Genomic DNA, 17,070 nt, shown 5'->3' with positions numbered 1-17,070 from the left:
CATGAAACGATTAGGTTTTGGTGCTTTACTTTCGTTCTTGCTGGTTGGGAGCCTGGCAGCCCAGAATGGGAGCAAACGTGTCGATTTAAAAGAAATTACAGACGGTCAGTTCCGCCAGGTTACTAATATTGGAGAAATGCGTTCTATGCCTGATGGCGAGCATTATACGGCGATGAATGATGCTCGCAACATGATTATAAAGTATTCTTATCGTACTGGAAATCCGGTCGATACTTTATTCAATACAGAGAAAGCGCGTGAGTGTACGTTTGACAAGTTCGACGGATACACGATTAGCAGTACCGGACACCATATTCTTGTATGGCGCGATACGGAACCGATCTATCGCCGTTCATTCAAGGCGAATGTGTATGACTACGATGTGCGCCGTAATTATGTGAAACCGATTTCAGATTCGAAAGGCAAGCAGATGATTCCGACATTCTCGCCGGACGGGAGGATGGTCGCTTATGTAAGTGACAATAATATATGGATTCGTAAATTCGATTATGATACAGAGGTCCAGGTGACGAAAGACGGTGAAATGAATAAAATCCTGAATGGCATTACCGATTGGGTCTATGAAGAAGAGTTTGCCGTAACGAACCTGATGGCTTGGTCTCCGAACAGCGAGCAGCTGGCTTTTGTGCGTTTCGACGAATCGGAAGTTCCCGAATATTCGATGCAGATGTTCGGAGAGGGATTATATCCCGGCTATTATAATTATAAATATCCGAAGGCTGGTGAGAAGAATTCGAAAGTTACGTTGCATTCTTATGACGTGACGACGAAGGATACAAAAGAATTGAAAGTTCCGGTAGAAGCGGACAGCTATATTCCGCGGATTGTTTTTACGAATAATGACGATCAGTTGGCTGTGATGACCTTGAACCGTCATCAGAATGTTTTCAATATGTATTATGCGAATCCGAAAAGCGGTGTTTTTCGTTTGATCCTGCGTGATGAAAATAAGGCTTATGTCGATTCGGAATGGTTGAACTCCATCCATTTCTATGCGAACAGTTTCTCATATGTAAACGAACAGGATGGTTATGCGCATATTTATCTGTATTCTCCTACGGGTGTCATGCAGCGCCAGGTGACGAAGGGCAATTGGGATGTGACTGCGTTTCTGGGTTATGATGAAGCGACAAAGACGGTCTATTATGAATCGGCCGAAGAAAGTCCGATCCGGCGTGCTATATATAAAATCGATGCGAAAGGAGTAAAGACGAAACTTTCCACACAGGAAGGAACGAATAATGCCACATTCAGCGATAACTTCGCTTATTATGTAAATCAATATTCAAATGCAAATACGCCGGTTAAAATCACCGTAAACGAGACGAAGTCGAATAAAGTCCTGCGTGTCCTGCAGGATAATGCCCGTTTAGTCGATAAGCTGGCTGGCTATTCATATGCCGAGAAAGAGTTTATCAAAGTGCGTACAGCTTCCGATTATGAATTGAATGCATGGATCGTGAAGCCGGTCGATTTCGACGAGTCGAAAAAATATCCGGTTCTGATGTTCCAGTACAGTGGCCCGAACTCCCAGCAGGTATTGGATAAATATAGCTTTGACTGGGAACAATATCTGGCGGCTAACGGGATCATTACGGTTTGTGTGGACGGACGTGGTACAGGAGCCCGCGGAGAAGCCTTCCGTAAATGTACCTATCTGCGGATGGGGGAACTGGAATCCAAGGACCAGGTGGAAGCGGCACAGGCTTTAGGTAAATTGCCGTTTGTCGACAAGAGCCGCATGGCTATCTGGGGATGGAGCTTCGGCGGTTACAATACGCTGATGGCCATGAGTGTTGGCAATGGAACTTTCAAAGCCGGTATTGCTGTTGCACCTCCTACCGATTGGAAATATTACGATTCTGTCTATACGGAACGTTTCATGCGTACGCCAAAAGAAAATTTTGAAGGGTATGCCGCTACTTCACCGATCCGTCTGGCGAAGGATTTGCAGGGGAAGTTGTTGTTGATTCATGGCACAGCCGACGATAATGTGCATTTCCAGCAGACAATGGATTATGCTGAGAGCTTGGTACAAGCCGGTAAACAGTTTGAAATGCAGGTTTACAAAGACCGTAATCATAGTATTTACGGTGGAAACACCCGCTATCATCTGTATACCAGAATGTCTAACTTTTTATTTGATAATTTGTAACTTATAATGTCAGAACATTTGAGAAAGCCGGATTGGTTAAAAATCCGGCTGGGTGGGAACGAACAGTTCACACGAACAAAAAGCATCGTTGAATCCCACTGCCTGCATACGATCTGCACCAGCGGGAAATGTCCGAATATGGGAGAGTGCTGGAGCAGAGGGACGGCTACCTTTATGATTGCGGGAGATATCTGTACGCGTTCTTGCCGTTTCTGCAATACGTTGACTGGCAAGCCGCTCCCGTTGGACCCGAAGGAGCCTGCGAATGTGGCGGAAAGCATCCGACTGATGAATTTGAAACATGCGGTGATTACTTCTGTCGACCGGGATGATTTGCCTGATTTGGGTGCGCAGCATTGGGTGGATACGATCCGTACGATAAAAGCGGTTAATCCTGAAACGACAGTAGAGGTCTTAATCCCCGACTTTCAGGGACGGTTGGAACTGGTGGATAAAGTGGTGGCAGCCGCTCCCGAAATAATATCCCATAATATGGAAACCGTTCGCCGTATCAGTCCCGAAGTGCGTAGTGCCGCGAAGTACGAAGTGAGCCTCTCCGTGCTTGCGCGTATAGCTGCACAAGGCGTTGTTGCCAAGACCGGTATAATGGTAGGCCTAGGTGAAACAGTCGAGGAAGTTTGCGAATTGATGGATGACGTGCGGGCTGCCGGTGTCTCCGTCTTGACAATCGGGCAATACTTGCAGCCAAGCCGGAAAAATATTCCGGTAAAAGAATACGTTACGCCCGAACAGTTTGAGTCTTATAAATCAATTGCTTTACAAAAAGGGTTCAAAAAGGTGGAAAGCGCTCCACTGGTCCGTTCCTCTTATCACGCTGAAAAACACGTATGATGGCGAAAACATTTCTCTGTACAGTTTGTTATGTTATAAAGGGAAAAAAGGTGGAAAGGGTATGAACAAAGTGAAGAGGAGCCTGGATAATCAGGCTATAGGCTTAGTGCCACTGTTGCTGTTTATGTTTTTGGATAATTATTTTTCATATTTGTTATCCTTCATAATCGGCGTTACCTTTTGTTTCGTTTGTATTTTTTTGTTTCAGATACTGAGTAAGGATAAGGTTTATCAATTTTTGTTATTACCGGCTGCGACAACATTAGTTCTTTATTCGATTTTTCTTTGCCTTCGGCTTGAGCCGGTGTTGTTTATTTATTCTCCGTTGATAACAGAAGTCTTGTTGGTAGTGGTATTGGCGTTTTTAGGGTTTGCCAAGCGAACAATATTGCGGCGAATCCGGACGTCTCAGCATCCGACCTACAAGCGGACATTGATGCGTACTACGTTAAATGAATTCTTTTTTGTCGCCCAGCTGATCCAGAACCTTTATACATTGCATCTGTTTATTATTTTGGTATACAGTATTCTGCCCGAAACGATGCAGAGCGTGCGTATGGAGCGTTTTTTATACAGGGAGCTTGGGATCGTTATCGGAGTCTTTTTGATTCTATATGAACAGATAAGGATTTCGATGATGCAAGGTAGCCTTCGGAAAGAAATGTGGTTACCTGTTCTGAACGACGGTGGAAAGGTGATAGGTTGCATAGCTCGATCCGTAAGTCGTTCGTTACCAAAAAAGTATTATCATCCTGTCGTACGTGTGGCTGTTATTTATCAGGGAATGCTTTATCTGGTAAACAGAGGGAAGAAGTCTTTTGTATCTCCGGATACGATCGACTATCCGTTCTACAGCTATGTTTTGTTCCGTCATAGTATAGAAAGTACGGTACGTGAAACAATGGGTGGCTTGGGTGAAAAAGAAGATGTCATGCCCCGCTTCCTGATTCGGTACACATTTGAGAACGAAAAGGTGAAACATCTGGTGAACTTGTATGTGATGTGTGTGCGTTCAGAAAAGGTCATGGATCAGATCAAACAACCGAACGGAAAGCTCTGGACTTCCAAACAGATTGAAGAAAATCTGGGTTCGGGTGTTTTCAGCGAATATTTTGAACAGGAGTTTGCTTATTTGCAAAACACGGTCCTGCTGGCAGAAAATTTCTGTTGTGCTGGTTGTTAGAATCGATAAGGAGGTATGTCAGAACAAATTACTGTTTACTGAAAGATCGTGATGAAGATGTTTTGACACCTTCTTATCGGTTCCCCAATTCAATAACTTCCAAATCCTTGATCTGTTTCCCGTCTATAACGAAACGTACCAGAGTCCTTACCTGATGAAACCCGCTTTTACCGGCTGCTCCCGGATTTATATACAAACAATTCAAACTTCTGTCGAAAGCGACTTTCAGGATATGCGAATGTCCGGCAATGAAAAGATTAGGGCGGGTGTCGTACAGTTCTTTCCGGATAAGCGGGTTATAACGTCCGGGATAGCCTCCTATATGTGTCATCATCACGTTTACTTCTTCAACTTTGAAATGAGCGACCTGCGGATATTGCAGCCGAAGCGATTGCCCGTCGATGTTGCCATATACGGCACGAAGCGGTTTCAAGGCAGCCAGGCGTGCCGCCAGTGTGTCCGAACCGATATCTCCAGCATGCCAGATCTCGTCACATTCCGAGAAATATTCCATGTACTTGTCGTCCCACCAGGCGTGGGTATCTGAAAGAAGTCCTATTTTAAGCATAACAATTTCTTTTATCCCACAAAAGTATTTATATTTACCGACCGAAGATAATAATACGATGGAGAATTCACATAAATACTTTAAACGTGATATTAGCTGGTTGTCCTTCAACTATCGCGTTTTGCTGGAAGCGGAGGATGAAACGCTCCCTATCTATGAGCGTATCAAGTTCCTGTCGATCTATTCGTCCAATCTCGAAGAGTTTTACGAAATAAGGGTTGCCGAGCACCGGGGAGTAATCATGAAAAAGAACTTCACCGAAGAAAGCGGGGCGGAAGCCGAAGAGACGCTTGCCGAAATCACGGAAGAGGTGAACCGACAGCAGCGCGAATACTATCGCATATTCTCCAAAGTATTGCAGGAATTGAACCGGCAGGATATCTACCTGTATCAGGACAGCCGGCCGGAACCGTTTCATGAAGAATTCGTGCATAACTTTTTCAATGAAGAGGTGTTCCCTTTTCTCTCGCCGGTCATGATACAAGCGGGGGATATCCGTACGTTCATACGCGACCGTCGTCTTTATCTGGTGATCCGGATGGTGAAAAAGAGCAAGCGGATGGCGGAGCCGGATTATGTGCCGGACTATTATTATGCCCTGATGAAAATCCCGTATGCGAAAGTACCTCGTTTTATCGAATTGCCTACGCATGAAGGAAAACACTATATCATGTTTATCGACGATATTATCCGGGCCAATTTGTCCAGTATCTTCCCCGGCTATGTGGTGGAGAGTTGTTATAGTATCAAGATTTCACGGGATGCCGATATTTACCTGGATGACGAGAAAGGCGGGAATATCGTGGAAAACATTCGTAAGAAAGTGAAAAAGCGCAAGATCGGTGCCTTAAGCCGGTTTATGTATGACAGCAATATGCCCGATGATTTCTTGGCGTTTATATGCAATGCTTTTGGTATTACCACAGACGATCTGGTATTGGGAGGACGGTATAACAATTTGCAGGATCTGATCAAACTGCCGAATCCAAGAGGAAAAGAACTGGAGCAGCTGGTCCCGTCTCCCATGCGTGTGCCTTTTCTGGACGAGATGGGCTCTGTCTTCCGGGCGGTGAAAAAACGGGATATCCTGTTGCATTTCCCCTATCAGTCTTTCGACTACCTGATCCGCTTCTTGATGGAGGCGGCTTTTGATCCGAAAGTAGATGAGATCAAAATCACGCAATACCGGGTGGCGGAGAATTCGGCTGTTATCAACACGTTGATCAGCGCTGCTCAGAACGGGAAGAAGGTGACGGTCTTTGTGGAGTTGAAAGCCCGTTTCGACGAAGAAAACAATATGAGTACGGCCGAACGGATGGAGCAGGCGGGTATTCGCATCATCTATAGCATTCCCGGTCTGAAAGTACATGCAAAAGTGGCGGTTATTCTGCGGAAAGATACGGAAGACGGCTGCAAACGGCGGGATTTTGCCTATTTGAGTACCGGCAATTTCAATGAAAAAACGGCACGCATCTATTCCGATATGGCGTTGCTGACTTCGAATGCGGAATTGATAACCGATATAAACAAAGTGTTTGCGGTGCTGGAAGGGAAGCTGGCCGGACCGACATTCCGCCATCTGCTGGTCGCCCGCTTCAATATGGTGCCGGAACTGACTCGCATGATCCATCGGGAGATTGAGCACGTGAAGGCCGGACGTAAAGGACGCATCGTGTTGAAGATGAACGGACTGCATGACCAGAATATGATCAATGAATTGTATAACGCAAGCGAGAACGGGGTGGAAATCGATCTGATTGTCCGGGGAATTTGTTGCTTGGTTCCGAACCGTCCGTTCAGTGCGAATATCCGGGTGACCCGTATAGTGGATATGTTTCTGGAACATTCCCGCATCTGGTACTTCTATAATGACGGCGAGGAAGATTTGTTCCTGACTTCCGCCGATTGGATGCGCCGGAACTTGAATCGCCGTATAGAGACGGCTTTTCCGATTCTGAATGCGGAAATCAAGCAATGCATTATAGATATTCTGAAAATACAGTTGCAAGATAATGTGAAAGCCTGTCTGATCGACGAACATTTGCATAACAACTTCAAACGGGATGATAACCCGGTGAAAGTCCGGGCACAGTTGGCTATTTATGAATATCTGAAAAATAAAATGTAGCTGTTATGGATCTTCCTTCTCCGATCTTGAGTAAGGATAATTATGGCAAAAGTCGGTGGACACCTACGGCAACCGTAGCCGCTCGCCTATGGTAGGAGTAGATGCCCACCTATGGCAGCCATAGATGAGCACCTACGGCTACCATAGGAAAATATCTGTTGAAAGCCGTTAGAGTTCTCCCGGTCTTTCATCTTCGCCACTGCCACCGCTACTTGGAACCTTGCCGATGTAAAGGGGTGTATATATCAATGTACGGGGAGATTTCAGAAATGTGTTGTTGTTGCTGTAATACGTTTCGATCTCCAGCCGGTATGTCCCATCCGTAAGGCTGGCTGGGACGACCAGTATGACACGCCCCGGATCGTTGATCGTCAGCGAAGCGATCGTTGCCGCCACCGCGTCTGTTTCGACATTGACGAACTTGATGCTTCCGATGCCCGACCCGTCGGCGTTGAGGCTGCGGATCTTCTTGCCCGTGATGTCGATCGTGTTGCCCGGTGTCATGAATCCGTCCGTGCGTCCGGTGGCCGAGTCGGTCACCAGTCCGATGTATGCGCCGCCTGAGTCGAGCACGTTGCCTGAAAAGACGGGCAGTACCGTTTCCAGTTCCTTGCGGAAGCCAGTCGAGGGGTTGATGTTCACATACGGTTTGTGCTTGGTGCGGTCCACCACGCCGTCCGTCCCGATGAACGAGCCGGGCAGGGCCGGTGCGTAGAGCGTCGAGCCGGTGTTGACGGTGTTGCCCTGGCAGACCGATTCGATGATTTTCTTGTCATACAGGGTGATGACGCCGATGACTGTCTCGCGATTGTAGGCCGTTTCCTTCACGATGTCATCGGCGAGGTTGTCGACCGTCTTCGGAAGGAGGGTTTTCACTGTGGCGATGTAGTCGTTCGTCACGTCTTTTGTCAGAAGGTTTTCGGTGAGGTCGAAGAACCATTTGTAGCTTTTTGTAGCCATATTGTTTGTATTTATGTTGAAGGCAAACTTACCTTTTTATATTGGATTATGGCTTTGAATATCAATATATTTATTATGTTGTTCAACACGTAAGCGAAGTGGGAGGCGGTTGATAGGCGTGACATGTGGTCGGGCAGAGAGGCGTGACTGCTCCGTCCGGCCGGAATCCCCTGGAAAGTGTCTAATATATTTACACCGCTGTCAAATAATTAGACACTTCTGATGGCCTTGCATTGTTGCAAGGTGTTGTATATTATATAATTATGCGTATTGGCATGTTTTTTGCCCTTGTTTCAAGAGTCGTAACTTTAATTAGATGGTATCATGCTTGCACTTTATCTGAAAATCGCTTTCCGCAATATGTGGAAATACAAGACGCAGTCGCTGACCGGTATTTTCGGATTGGCCTTCGGACTTGCCTGTTTCGTCCCGGCGCTCTATTGGTTGCGTTATGAGACGTCGTATGATGGTTTCTATCCTGATGCTGATCGCATTTATCGTGTTTACTCGTTTGACAAACAGGCAGGCAAGACAAACGATATGGTGTCGGGCATTCTGGACCGGAAACTGCATGACCGGTTTCCTGCCATGCAGACCTCTACCGTCTTTTTTATCGATCAAAATGACTGCAAGACCGAAGGGACGCCCTACGTCCGATTGCTTACGCTTTTTACGGACAGCGCTTTTTTAGATGTTTTTCCGCAGACAATCGTGAGTGGCGACGCCTGGCATCCGTTGCAAGTCGCCAATAATATGATCCTGACGGAAACGGTTGCCGTACGTTTGTTCGGGGACGTGGAAAAGGCTATCGGACAGTCTGTAAAAAGTACAGGCTTGACTCAATATGATCCGCCTTATACCGTTACGGCAGTCATTAAAGATCCCCCAAGCAACACTAATTTGTCGTTTGAGGCTATTCTTTCCCATGAGCAGATAAAGATGCATAAGACCTTTGTGGATGAATCCGGGAAGGCGATATGGAATTTTGCCTCTTTGCAGATGTATGCGAAGTTGCCTCCTTATACGGATGTCGGTCGCCTTGCCGGTCAATTGCGTGATTATCCTTCGCGGTCACTGGCGAACGAGAATGTCGAAATACGGATGTTGCCGATAGGAGACGTACGCTACCGGCTGAAGGATGAGGCTCCGTTTACACTGAATTTCATACGTTTGTTCGTTGTCGCCGGAATGTTGTTGCTTTTCAGCGCCTTGTTTAACTTCCTGAATCTGCATCTTGATCTTTTTCGTCAACGCATGCGCGAGTTGCGTCTGAGGGCTGTGAATGGAGCGTCGGGCGGACAGCTTATCGGGCAAATGTTGTTTGAATTGACTTGTGCCATTCTTTTGGCTTTGCTTCCGGCCTGCTATTTGGTGGTGGCTGTCAATCCGGTCTTTTCCGGATTGCTGGGGATTTCGATGGAGATGCCGCGGGTATTAGGGCTTTTTGCCCTCTGCGGAGTAGGAGTGATGCTATTGGTACTCCTTGTCGGTTCTGTCCTTTTTTGGCGGTTAAGCCGGTTGGCTGTCCGGCCGCGGGCGGAAAGGAAGACGACCGGGCAATTGGGCTTGCAACGTGTTGCCGTTACCTTGCAATTGGCTGTCAGTATTCTATTTATTGTCGCTGCGTGGGTGGTGATGTTGCAAATGCGTTTCGTCAATCACAAGGATCTGGGGTTCGACCGCAATGGGATTGTCTATTTGTCCGGCATACAGCTTTTTATTAATGAGGATGTGCGGGTGGCCTTATTGAAGGAGTTGGCTTCGATCCCGCAAGTCGGGAATGTGACGGATACCTATTTTACGCCGAAGCACAGTGCGACTCCTTCTGACATAAAAACGGATATCGAGTGGCCGGGGAAGACGCAATCCGAAAAATCGGCATTCTGTGTCGTGCCGACCGACAGCCGGTTTGCCGAAACCTTCAAGGTCAACATGCTTCAAGGGGAGTGGTTGGGTGAAGGCGGAGAGCGTAAAGTCGTGCTCAACGAGGAAGCTGTCCGGGCGATGGGGCTTGAGGAGCCGGTGGGTACCATTATCCGCATGACATTGAATGAGCCGGAAGAATACCGGGTGGTCGGTGTTGTGAAGGATTTCCATCTCTTTTCGCTTCGTAGCCGCATTCTTCCAACGATCTTCTTCCCATCGGTTTATCCGACAAACAGTCTGTATGTCCGTGCTGTGCCGGGGCAGGAGCAAGAGGCGATCCGGCGGATAAACGCAGTGTTGCCCGAGATAGATGCTTCTTTTGTAGATGTTCATCCGGTACGGTTAAGCGAGATGTATGACCGTCTGAATTATTCGGAGCAAGCCGGCTTGAAGATGTTTTCCGTCCTGGCGATCGTTTGCCTGCTGATCTCGTTGTTCGGCATTTATGCCGTAGCCTCAGCCTCCACGCAGCGCCGGCGCAAGGAGGTTGCTGTCCGTAAGGTGGTGGGGGCCAGAGTGGGCGATATCATCCGCATGTTCTTCCGCGAATATACGGTGCAGGTGATGCTTGCCGGCGCGGTCGCGCTCCCGTTGGCTTACATCGTCATGAGCCGTTGGCTGCAAGGGTATGCCTACCGTACGGACATCCCCTGGTGGTTGTTGGCCGGCGTGATAACGGGAGTGGTCGCGGTGGTGCTCCTTACCGTGCTGGGGCAAGTGTTGAGGGCGGCCAACAGTAATCCGGCGGAGGTGGTGAAAAGCGAATAGTGTCTATCACAAGCGGCCGTCACGTCCCTAAACCTTCATTTCGAATGTCTTCACCTTCTCCGGCACATACCCTGTGCGGATGCGCCATTCCTGCGGGTAGAGGTTGTTGGCACGGTTGCCGAGATGTTTGGCGAAGCCGAGCGGGAAACCTTTATGACAGACCAGGACATAGCCTTTTTCGGTGCTGTCGGGGAGGAGAAGGGCTTCTTTTTTCAGATACCGGATGGCGTCCTCCCAATCGAGGTCGACCGTAGGAAAAGCCTCCCGGCGCAGGGCCGTGCTGAGTGCCAGCTCTTCGGCGGGGATGAAGTCCTTTCCTTTGGCTTCGCCCATGCAGATCCCGGCCGAAAGAATGCGCAGGTGCTCGCGGAGCAGGGGATACACGTCTCGGACGGGTTCGGGGAGCATCCAGAGGGTACTTCCGCTCCATTCGGGTGTGAAGGAGGTGGTGTCCAACAGATAGGCTCTGGCTGCTTCCGGGACGGCAGGAACTGTTTTTCCCTTTTCTTTTTTATTCTTGTTTTTGAACCGGATCTCCTCCGTCTCGCCGTCCGCTTTGCGCAGGGCGGCGAGGAAGAAACCTTCGCCCTTGGTCTTGTGCGGGAAAAAACGGTAGACCGGATGGTCGTATTTGAGCGGGCCGGTGATCTGCCATTCGTCCTTCACGGGGATGGGCAGTGCTTCGGCTCCCAATTCTTCCGTTATATAATGGATATTCTCTTCATCCTCCTCCATGTTGTAGGTGCAGGTACTGTAGATCAGCAGACCACCGGGCTTCAGTGCGTTCCAGACATCGTGGATGATGCGGCGTCCGCGTCCGGCACAGAGTTCGACGTTCGCGATACTCCATTCGCCTGTACTATCGGTATCTTTGCGGAACATGCCTTCGCCGGAACAGGGTACGTCGGCGACGATCACATCAAAGAAATGCGTAAGGCAGCCGATCTCTTTCGGATCATTGTTTGTCACGATGCAATTCGGATTTCCCCACTTGGCGATATTTTCCGCAAGTATATGACTCCGGCTACGGATCACTTCATTGCTGACCAGCAGGCTCCCTTCCGGCAGGCACGCCGCCAGATGGGTCGATTTACCTCCCGGAGCGGCACATAGGTCGAGACATCGGACAGGCGTTTTCACATGACTGCGGATCGCCTGTTCGAGAAACATGGACGACGCTTCCTGTACGTAGTAGGCGCCGGCATGGAAGAGCGGATCGAAGGTGAACGAAAGCCTTTCGGGCAGGTAATAGCCTGTCTCGCACCAGGCCACCCGTTCGCACGGCGCACCGGTCGTCGACGGAGCAGGAGTGCCTTTCTTCTCGTTGATACGGATACTGACAGGGACATCGGCCTGCAACGCCGCTTCGAAACTGTCGAACTCATTTCCCAGCAATGCGCGGGTACGTGTGATAAAATCTATCGGAAGTGCCATCTCTTTTCGCTTGTTTTCGGCAAAAATACTACTTTTGCGTAAGATTTAAGATTTATGATTTATGATTTATGGCCATGTCGCCTTTTTTATCATGGTCATAAATCATAAATCATAAATCATAAATCATAAATTCATGTCCGCTCTCTATCTCATCCCTGTCACGCTTGGCGACGTCGAACATCGCCGGGTCCTTCCCGAATACAACCGGGAGGTTATCCTTTCCATCCGTCATTTCATTGTCGAAAATGTACGTACGGCACGCCGTTTCCTGAAAAAGACAGAGCCTTCGATCGTGATTGACGATCTTGTCTTTTATGAATTGAACAAGCATACGTCGGCCGAAGCCGTTGCCGCTTATCTGGCTCCTTTGGCGGAAGGCGAGTCGGTCGGTGTGATCTCGGAGGCCGGCTGCCCGGCGGTTGCCGATCCGGGGGCAGATGTGGTGGCTATTGCACAGCGTAAAGGTTACAAGGTGGTTCCGCTGGTCGGCCCTTCTTCGATCCTGATGTCGGTGATGGGTTCCGGTTTTAACGGGCAGAGCTTTGCTTTTCATGGCTATCTGCCGATCGATGCTTCACAGCGTACGAATGCGATCAAGAAGCTGGAAGGGCGCATTTATTCGGAGAACCAGACGCAGTTGTTCATCGAAACGCCTTACCGCAATAATAAATTGGCGGAGGAGTTGATCCGCACGTGCCGTCCTTCGACCAAATTGTGTATTGCTTCGAATATCACTTGCGAAGATGAATATATCCATACGCGTCCTGTTAAAGAATGGGCCGGAAAGGTTCCTGATTTGAGCAAGAAACCGACAATCTTCTTAATATATAAGTAAATGGAAACTTATAAGGCACATGAAACAGCCGTTATCGATCCCGGATGCACAATTGGAGACGGCACACACATCTGGCATTTTTCCCATATTATGCCGGGGTGCACAATCGGTCGGAATTGTAATATCGGGCAGAATGTCGTGATCTCTCCTCTGGTGGTTTTAGGGAATAATGTGAAGGTACAAAACAATGTCTCCGTCTATACCGGCGTGACTTGTGGGGATGATGTTTTTTTAGGACCCAGCTGCGTTTTTACAAATGTGGTCAATCCCCGCAGTGCCGTTTCCCGTAAAGACCAATATTTGAAGACGTATGTCGGCAAAGGTGCTTCTATCGGTGCGAACGCAACGATCGTTTGCGGGCATACGATCGGCGAATATGCCATGATCGGCGCAGGGGCCGTGGTCACCAAAGATATTCCGCCATACGCTTTGGTTGTCGGCAATCCTTCCCGTCAGATCGGTTGGGTGAGCGAATACGGGCATCGCCTCTCCTTCAATGAAAAAGGTATCGCCACATGCCCGGAAAGCAATCAGCAATACCTGTTAGAGGGGGGCGTCGTGACGCGTATTTCGTAGAGACGAGATCCGCCCGCCTTAATGTCTTTAGCAAGCCTTAAAGCTCATATCCAGCCCCTTGACAGAGTGTGTCAGGGCTCCGACTGAGATATAATCCACACCGCATTCGGCATAATCGCGAAGCGTGGCGAATGTGATGCCACCTGAAGATTCCAGCTCGTAACGTCCGGCAACCATTTCGACGGCTTTCTTCGTATTCTCGATATTGAAGTTGTCCAGCATGATACGGTCGATACCGCCGACACGCATTGCTTCCTGTAACTCGTCGAAGTTACGAACCTCGATTTCAATCTTCAAATCCTTGTTTTTCTCTTTCAGTGGCCGCTTCGATACCGCCGGCAAAGTCCACATGGTTGTCCTTCAGCAAAATCATATCGAACAACCCGATACGATGGTTGACACCTCCACCGATTTTAACTGCTTCTTTTTCGACCATGCGCAGGCCCGGAGTCGTCTTACGCGTATCCAGTACGCGTGTTTTCGTTCCTTCCAATGCTTTGACATATTTGCGTGTCGTGGTTGCAATACCACTCATGCGTTGCATGACATTGAGCATCAGGCGTTCCGTTTGCAACAAAGACTGTACCTTCCCTTCGACAACGAAAGCGATATCGCCTTTCTTCACTTCGGCTCCGTCATGGATGAATGTCGTCATTTTCAGCTCCGGATCGAATGTGTGGAAAATACGTTCAGCCATTTCGACACCGGCCAATACGCCGTCTTCTTTCACGATCAGCTGGCTCTTCCCCATTTCCGTAGCCGGAATGCAACATAAAGTCGTATGGTCGCCATCTCCTATATCTTCTGCGAATGCCAGGCGGATCAGTTCCGCAATCAGTTGTTCTTTTGTCTCTTGTACGTTCATGTTACTGTTGATTTATGATTTATGATTTATGATTTATATGCGACAAGGTATAAATCATAAGATCTTGTTATTCAATTCTGATAGACTGTATAATCGCTTTGTTTCCTTCTGCACGGTATGTCACGTTTACGCGATATTCACCGGATGAAGTAGGTAGTTTACCGACAAAGAAACCAGTCTCTTTTTTATCAGCATGGTGAACGACTGTGAATCCTGTCGGCTTGTTCCCTCCGAAGAAGGCATTCAGCATTGAAACAGCGTCGTTTGCGTTGCACTTTTTGGATGAACCCGGTAGGGCCATGTCGACTTCCTTGTCCATTGATCCACTGAGCGACGAGACGTTGCCTCTTTTAAAAGCGTTCGATATAGGAACTATGTCGGCAGCCATTACACTCAGAACCGAGAGAACCAATGCCAACGTCAAAAATAATCGTTTCATAAGCTTTCTCCTCTTTTTGTGAGTATTATCGTACAAAGGTATGTATTTTTTCCTGTAATTTAGCACCCTCAATCTCTAAAATGTAAACGAATGAAAATTGCGCTGATTGTGATCGGCAAGACGGATGCCGGCTATTTTGTGGAAGCGATCAATGAGTATAAGAACCGCCTGGTCCATTATATCCCTTTTGAAATAGAAGTGATCCCTGATATTAAGAACGTCAAAAATCTTTCCGAATCCCAACAAAAAGAGAAGGAAGGAGATTTGATTCTGAAAGCATTACAGCCGGGTGACTATTTGGTTTTGTTGGATGAAAAAGGAAAAGAATTTACATCGGTGCAGTTTTCCACCTATATAGAAAGAAAGACGCATACAGTCCCGAAGCGCCTGGTTTTTGTTGTCGGTGGTCCGTATGGTTTCAGCGATGCTGTTTATAAAGCCGCCGCCGAGAAAATATCCTTAAGCAAAATGACTTTCTCCCACCAGATGATCCGCCTGATCTTTATCGAGCAGCTCTATAGGGCGATGACAATTCTGAATAATGAACCCTATCACCATGAATAATTGGCAATTGACAATTAAAAATACAATCTGATAATTGTCTGATACATTTAATTGTCAATTGTCAATTCTCAATTTCGGATTTTCTGCATAAGCAGAAAATCCAACAGTGTCATTGCTGCCATTGATTCGACGATAGGGACAGCTCGAGGTAAAACACACGGATCATGGCGTCCGCGGGCTTTCAGGATCGTGTCTTCACCTTCCATATTGACGGTTTCCTGTTCCATCAGGATGGTGGCGACCGATTTGAAGGCAACACGGAAATAAATATCCTGCCCGTTCGAGATACCTCCCTGTATGCCACCGGAATGATTCGTACGGGTGTTGATGTGTCCGTTGTCGTTGAAGAAACGGTCGTTCCGTTCCGAGCCACGATATAAGGCCGCTTCGAAACCGTCACCGTATTCGAACCCTTTTACGGCATTGATTGTCAACATCGCATGTCCCAATGCCGCATGCAACTTTCCGAATACCGGTTCGCCCAGACCAATGGGAACTCCCTGTGCTACGCAGGTGATGACGCCGCCGATCGTATCTCCTTTGGATTTCACTTCGGCGATCAAAGCCTCCATTTTTTCGGCGGTCGCCGGGTCCGGACAACGTACGGCCGTATCTTCCGCCTTGTCCAAGTCGTAATCCGTGTATGAACCGTTAAGTTTGATGTTCCCGACCTGTGAGGTAAATGCTTGTATCCGGATACCTTTCTGGCGAAGAACCAGTTTGGCAATTGCTCCGGCTACGCAACGGGCGATCGTTTCACGTGCAGACGAACGTCCACCTCCGCGCGGGTCGCGGATTCCGTATTTGGTCTGGTAGGTGTAATCTGCATGGGAAGGACGATAAACATTCTTCATATTATCGTAGTCCGCCGAGTGCTGGTTCTTGTTCCAGATGATGAAACCGATCGGAGTCCCTGTCGTTTTTCCTTCGTAAATACCGGAAAGGAACTGTACTTCGTCGTCTTCCTTGCGTGGGGTTGTGATTTTGGACTGTCCCGGTTTACGGCGGTTCAGTTCACTTTGGATAAATGCCGTATCTAGTTCGATACCAGCAGGGCATCCGTCTATTACGCCTCCGATTCCGGGACCGTGCGACTCTCCGAAAGAGGTCAGCCTGTATATGTTTCCAAATGTATTCACCCTTGCTAAAATTGTCAATTGTCAATTCTTTAATGGCATCCGCCACATCCGCATCCACCTTCGTGGTTATGGTCGCCACAACCGCTTCCGCAGTCGTCACATCCACAACCGCATCCACCAGCCGGAGCTGTGAGGGCTGCGATTTCTTCAGCTGTCGGTTCGTGTACATCAATAACTTCACCATTGAAATGCAATGTTTCGCCAGCCAACGGATGGTTGAAGTCCATAACGACAACATCTTCTTTTACTTCCAAGACAGAACCGTTCATGCGGTTGCCGTTCGAATCCATCATCGGTACCGTGTTGCCTTCTTTGATCATTTCTGAGTCGAACTTGCCGTCTACCTCGAAAATATTCTTCGGAAGATCCAGTACGTGTTCCTCCACATATTCGCCGTATGCATCAGCCGGAGTTATGGAAAAATTAAATTTGTCGCCTACTTCCAGTCCTTTCAGAGCGTCTTCAAAAGCGGGGAGCATAGCGCCTGTACCAAAGATGAATTTCAGAGGTGTTTCAGCTGTTGCTCTTTCCATCAATTCGCGTTCTTCGCCTTCGCCTACATTCAGATCGTAAGTAACTGCAACGAACTTATTTGCTGTAATTTTCATTTGTAATTGTATTTGTGATAAATAAAATGGTGACAAATTTACGTATAAT

The 17,070-nt window shown here is 48.0% G+C and carries 14 protein-coding genes and 1 pseudogene; 8 read left to right on the top strand and 7 right to left on the bottom strand.

The window, feature by feature from the left end:
- Position 1 precedes the first annotated feature (1 nt).
- From BHV83_RS19790 to BHV83_RS19780, 3 genes are all read left to right on the top strand, one after another.
- Entirely contained in the window at positions 2-2,176 is a 2,175-nt protein-coding gene (locus tag BHV83_RS19790; RefSeq protein ID WP_046451671.1) for a S9 family peptidase, read from the top strand.
- 6 nt (positions 2,177-2,182) lie between these two features.
- Entirely contained in the window at positions 2,183-3,028 is an 846-nt protein-coding gene (lipA, locus tag BHV83_RS19785; protein WP_005634818.1) for a lipoyl synthase, read from the top strand.
- A gap of 61 nt (positions 3,029-3,089) precedes the next feature.
- On the top strand, positions 3,090-4,211 hold the full coding sequence (locus tag BHV83_RS19780; RefSeq protein ID WP_022321461.1) for a hypothetical protein: 1,122 nt from the start codon (positions 3,090-3,092) through the stop codon (positions 4,209-4,211).
- Positions 4,212-4,284: 73 nt separating this feature from the next.
- Here BHV83_RS19780 and BHV83_RS19775 read toward each other — a convergent pair whose 3' ends face one another.
- Positions 4,285-4,779: a metallophosphoesterase family protein gene (locus BHV83_RS19775; RefSeq protein ID WP_122116031.1), complete on the bottom strand. Its 495-nt coding sequence runs from the start codon at positions 4,777-4,779 to the stop codon at positions 4,285-4,287.
- Positions 4,780-4,837: 58 nt separating this feature from the next.
- On the opposite strand from BHV83_RS19775, the gene BHV83_RS19770 reads away from it, so the two are divergent.
- Positions 4,838-6,907 (top strand): RNA degradosome polyphosphate kinase, encoded by a 2,070-nt coding sequence (locus tag BHV83_RS19770; RefSeq protein WP_122203815.1) that lies wholly within the window; start codon positions 4,838-4,840, stop codon positions 6,905-6,907.
- Between the two features lie 168 nt (positions 6,908-7,075).
- On the opposite strand, the gene BHV83_RS19765 is transcribed toward BHV83_RS19770, so the two are convergent.
- Entirely contained in the window at positions 7,076-7,867 is a 792-nt protein-coding gene (locus tag BHV83_RS19765) for a DNA-binding domain-containing protein (protein WP_122205335.1), read from the bottom strand.
- Between the two features lie 324 nt (positions 7,868-8,191).
- Between BHV83_RS19765 and BHV83_RS19760 the strand changes: the two genes are divergently transcribed.
- Positions 8,192-10,561: an ABC transporter permease gene (locus BHV83_RS19760; protein ID WP_122205336.1), complete on the top strand. Its 2,370-nt coding sequence runs from the start codon at positions 8,192-8,194 to the stop codon at positions 10,559-10,561.
- A 27-nt stretch (positions 10,562-10,588) separates the two neighbouring features.
- Here the strand turns inward: BHV83_RS19760 and BHV83_RS19755 are convergent, their stop codons facing one another.
- Complete coding sequence (locus tag BHV83_RS19755; protein ID WP_122205337.1) at positions 10,589-11,995, bottom strand: methyltransferase RsmF C-terminal domain-like protein; 1,407 nt, start codon at positions 11,993-11,995, stop codon at positions 10,589-10,591.
- A gap of 133 nt (positions 11,996-12,128) precedes the next feature.
- Between BHV83_RS19755 and BHV83_RS19750 the strand changes: the two genes are divergently transcribed.
- Together BHV83_RS19750 and BHV83_RS19745 are read left to right on the top strand one after the other, a co-directional pair.
- Positions 12,129-12,830, top strand: a complete 702-nt coding sequence (locus BHV83_RS19750; protein ID WP_046451673.1) for an SAM-dependent methyltransferase — start codon at positions 12,129-12,131, stop codon at positions 12,828-12,830.
- The gene (locus BHV83_RS19745) at positions 12,831-13,406 is read left to right on the top strand and encodes an acyltransferase (RefSeq protein WP_122205338.1); all 576 of its coding nucleotides are present in this window, start codon (positions 12,831-12,833) and stop codon (positions 13,404-13,406) included.
- A 27-nt stretch (positions 13,407-13,433) separates the two neighbouring features.
- Here the strand turns inward: BHV83_RS19745 and nadC are convergent.
- Together nadC and BHV83_RS19735 are read right to left on the bottom strand one after the other, a co-directional pair.
- Positions 13,434-14,271, bottom strand: a pseudogene (nadC, locus tag BHV83_RS19740) (carboxylating nicotinate-nucleotide diphosphorylase).
- Between the two features lie 67 nt (positions 14,272-14,338).
- Positions 14,339-14,710: a DUF4783 domain-containing protein gene (locus tag BHV83_RS19735; RefSeq protein WP_005651328.1), complete on the bottom strand. Its 372-nt coding sequence runs from the start codon at positions 14,708-14,710 to the stop codon at positions 14,339-14,341.
- A 90-nt stretch (positions 14,711-14,800) separates the two neighbouring features.
- Here BHV83_RS19735 and rlmH point away from each other — a divergent pair, with 90 nt between their 5' ends.
- Entirely contained in the window at positions 14,801-15,274 is a 474-nt protein-coding gene (gene rlmH, locus BHV83_RS19730; RefSeq protein ID WP_122205339.1) for a 23S rRNA (pseudouridine(1915)-N(3))-methyltransferase RlmH, read from the top strand.
- A gap of 68 nt (positions 15,275-15,342) precedes the next feature.
- On the opposite strand, the gene aroC is transcribed toward rlmH, so the two are convergent.
- A complete protein-coding gene (aroC, locus tag BHV83_RS19725) occupies positions 15,343-16,413 on the bottom strand; it encodes a chorismate synthase (RefSeq protein ID WP_122205340.1) in 1,071 nt (356 codons plus the stop codon).
- A 29-nt stretch (positions 16,414-16,442) separates the two neighbouring features.
- Positions 16,443-17,021, bottom strand: coding sequence for an FKBP-type peptidyl-prolyl cis-trans isomerase (locus BHV83_RS19720; RefSeq protein WP_022321315.1), 579 nt, complete (start codon positions 17,019-17,021; stop codon positions 16,443-16,445).
- Between the last annotated feature and the right edge of the window lie 49 nt (positions 17,022-17,070).

The organism is Parabacteroides sp. merdae-related_45_40, from assembly GCF_001915675.1.
The sequence above is the reverse complement of the archived record's forward strand: the minus strand, read 5'-3'. Positions and strand labels throughout refer to the sequence as shown.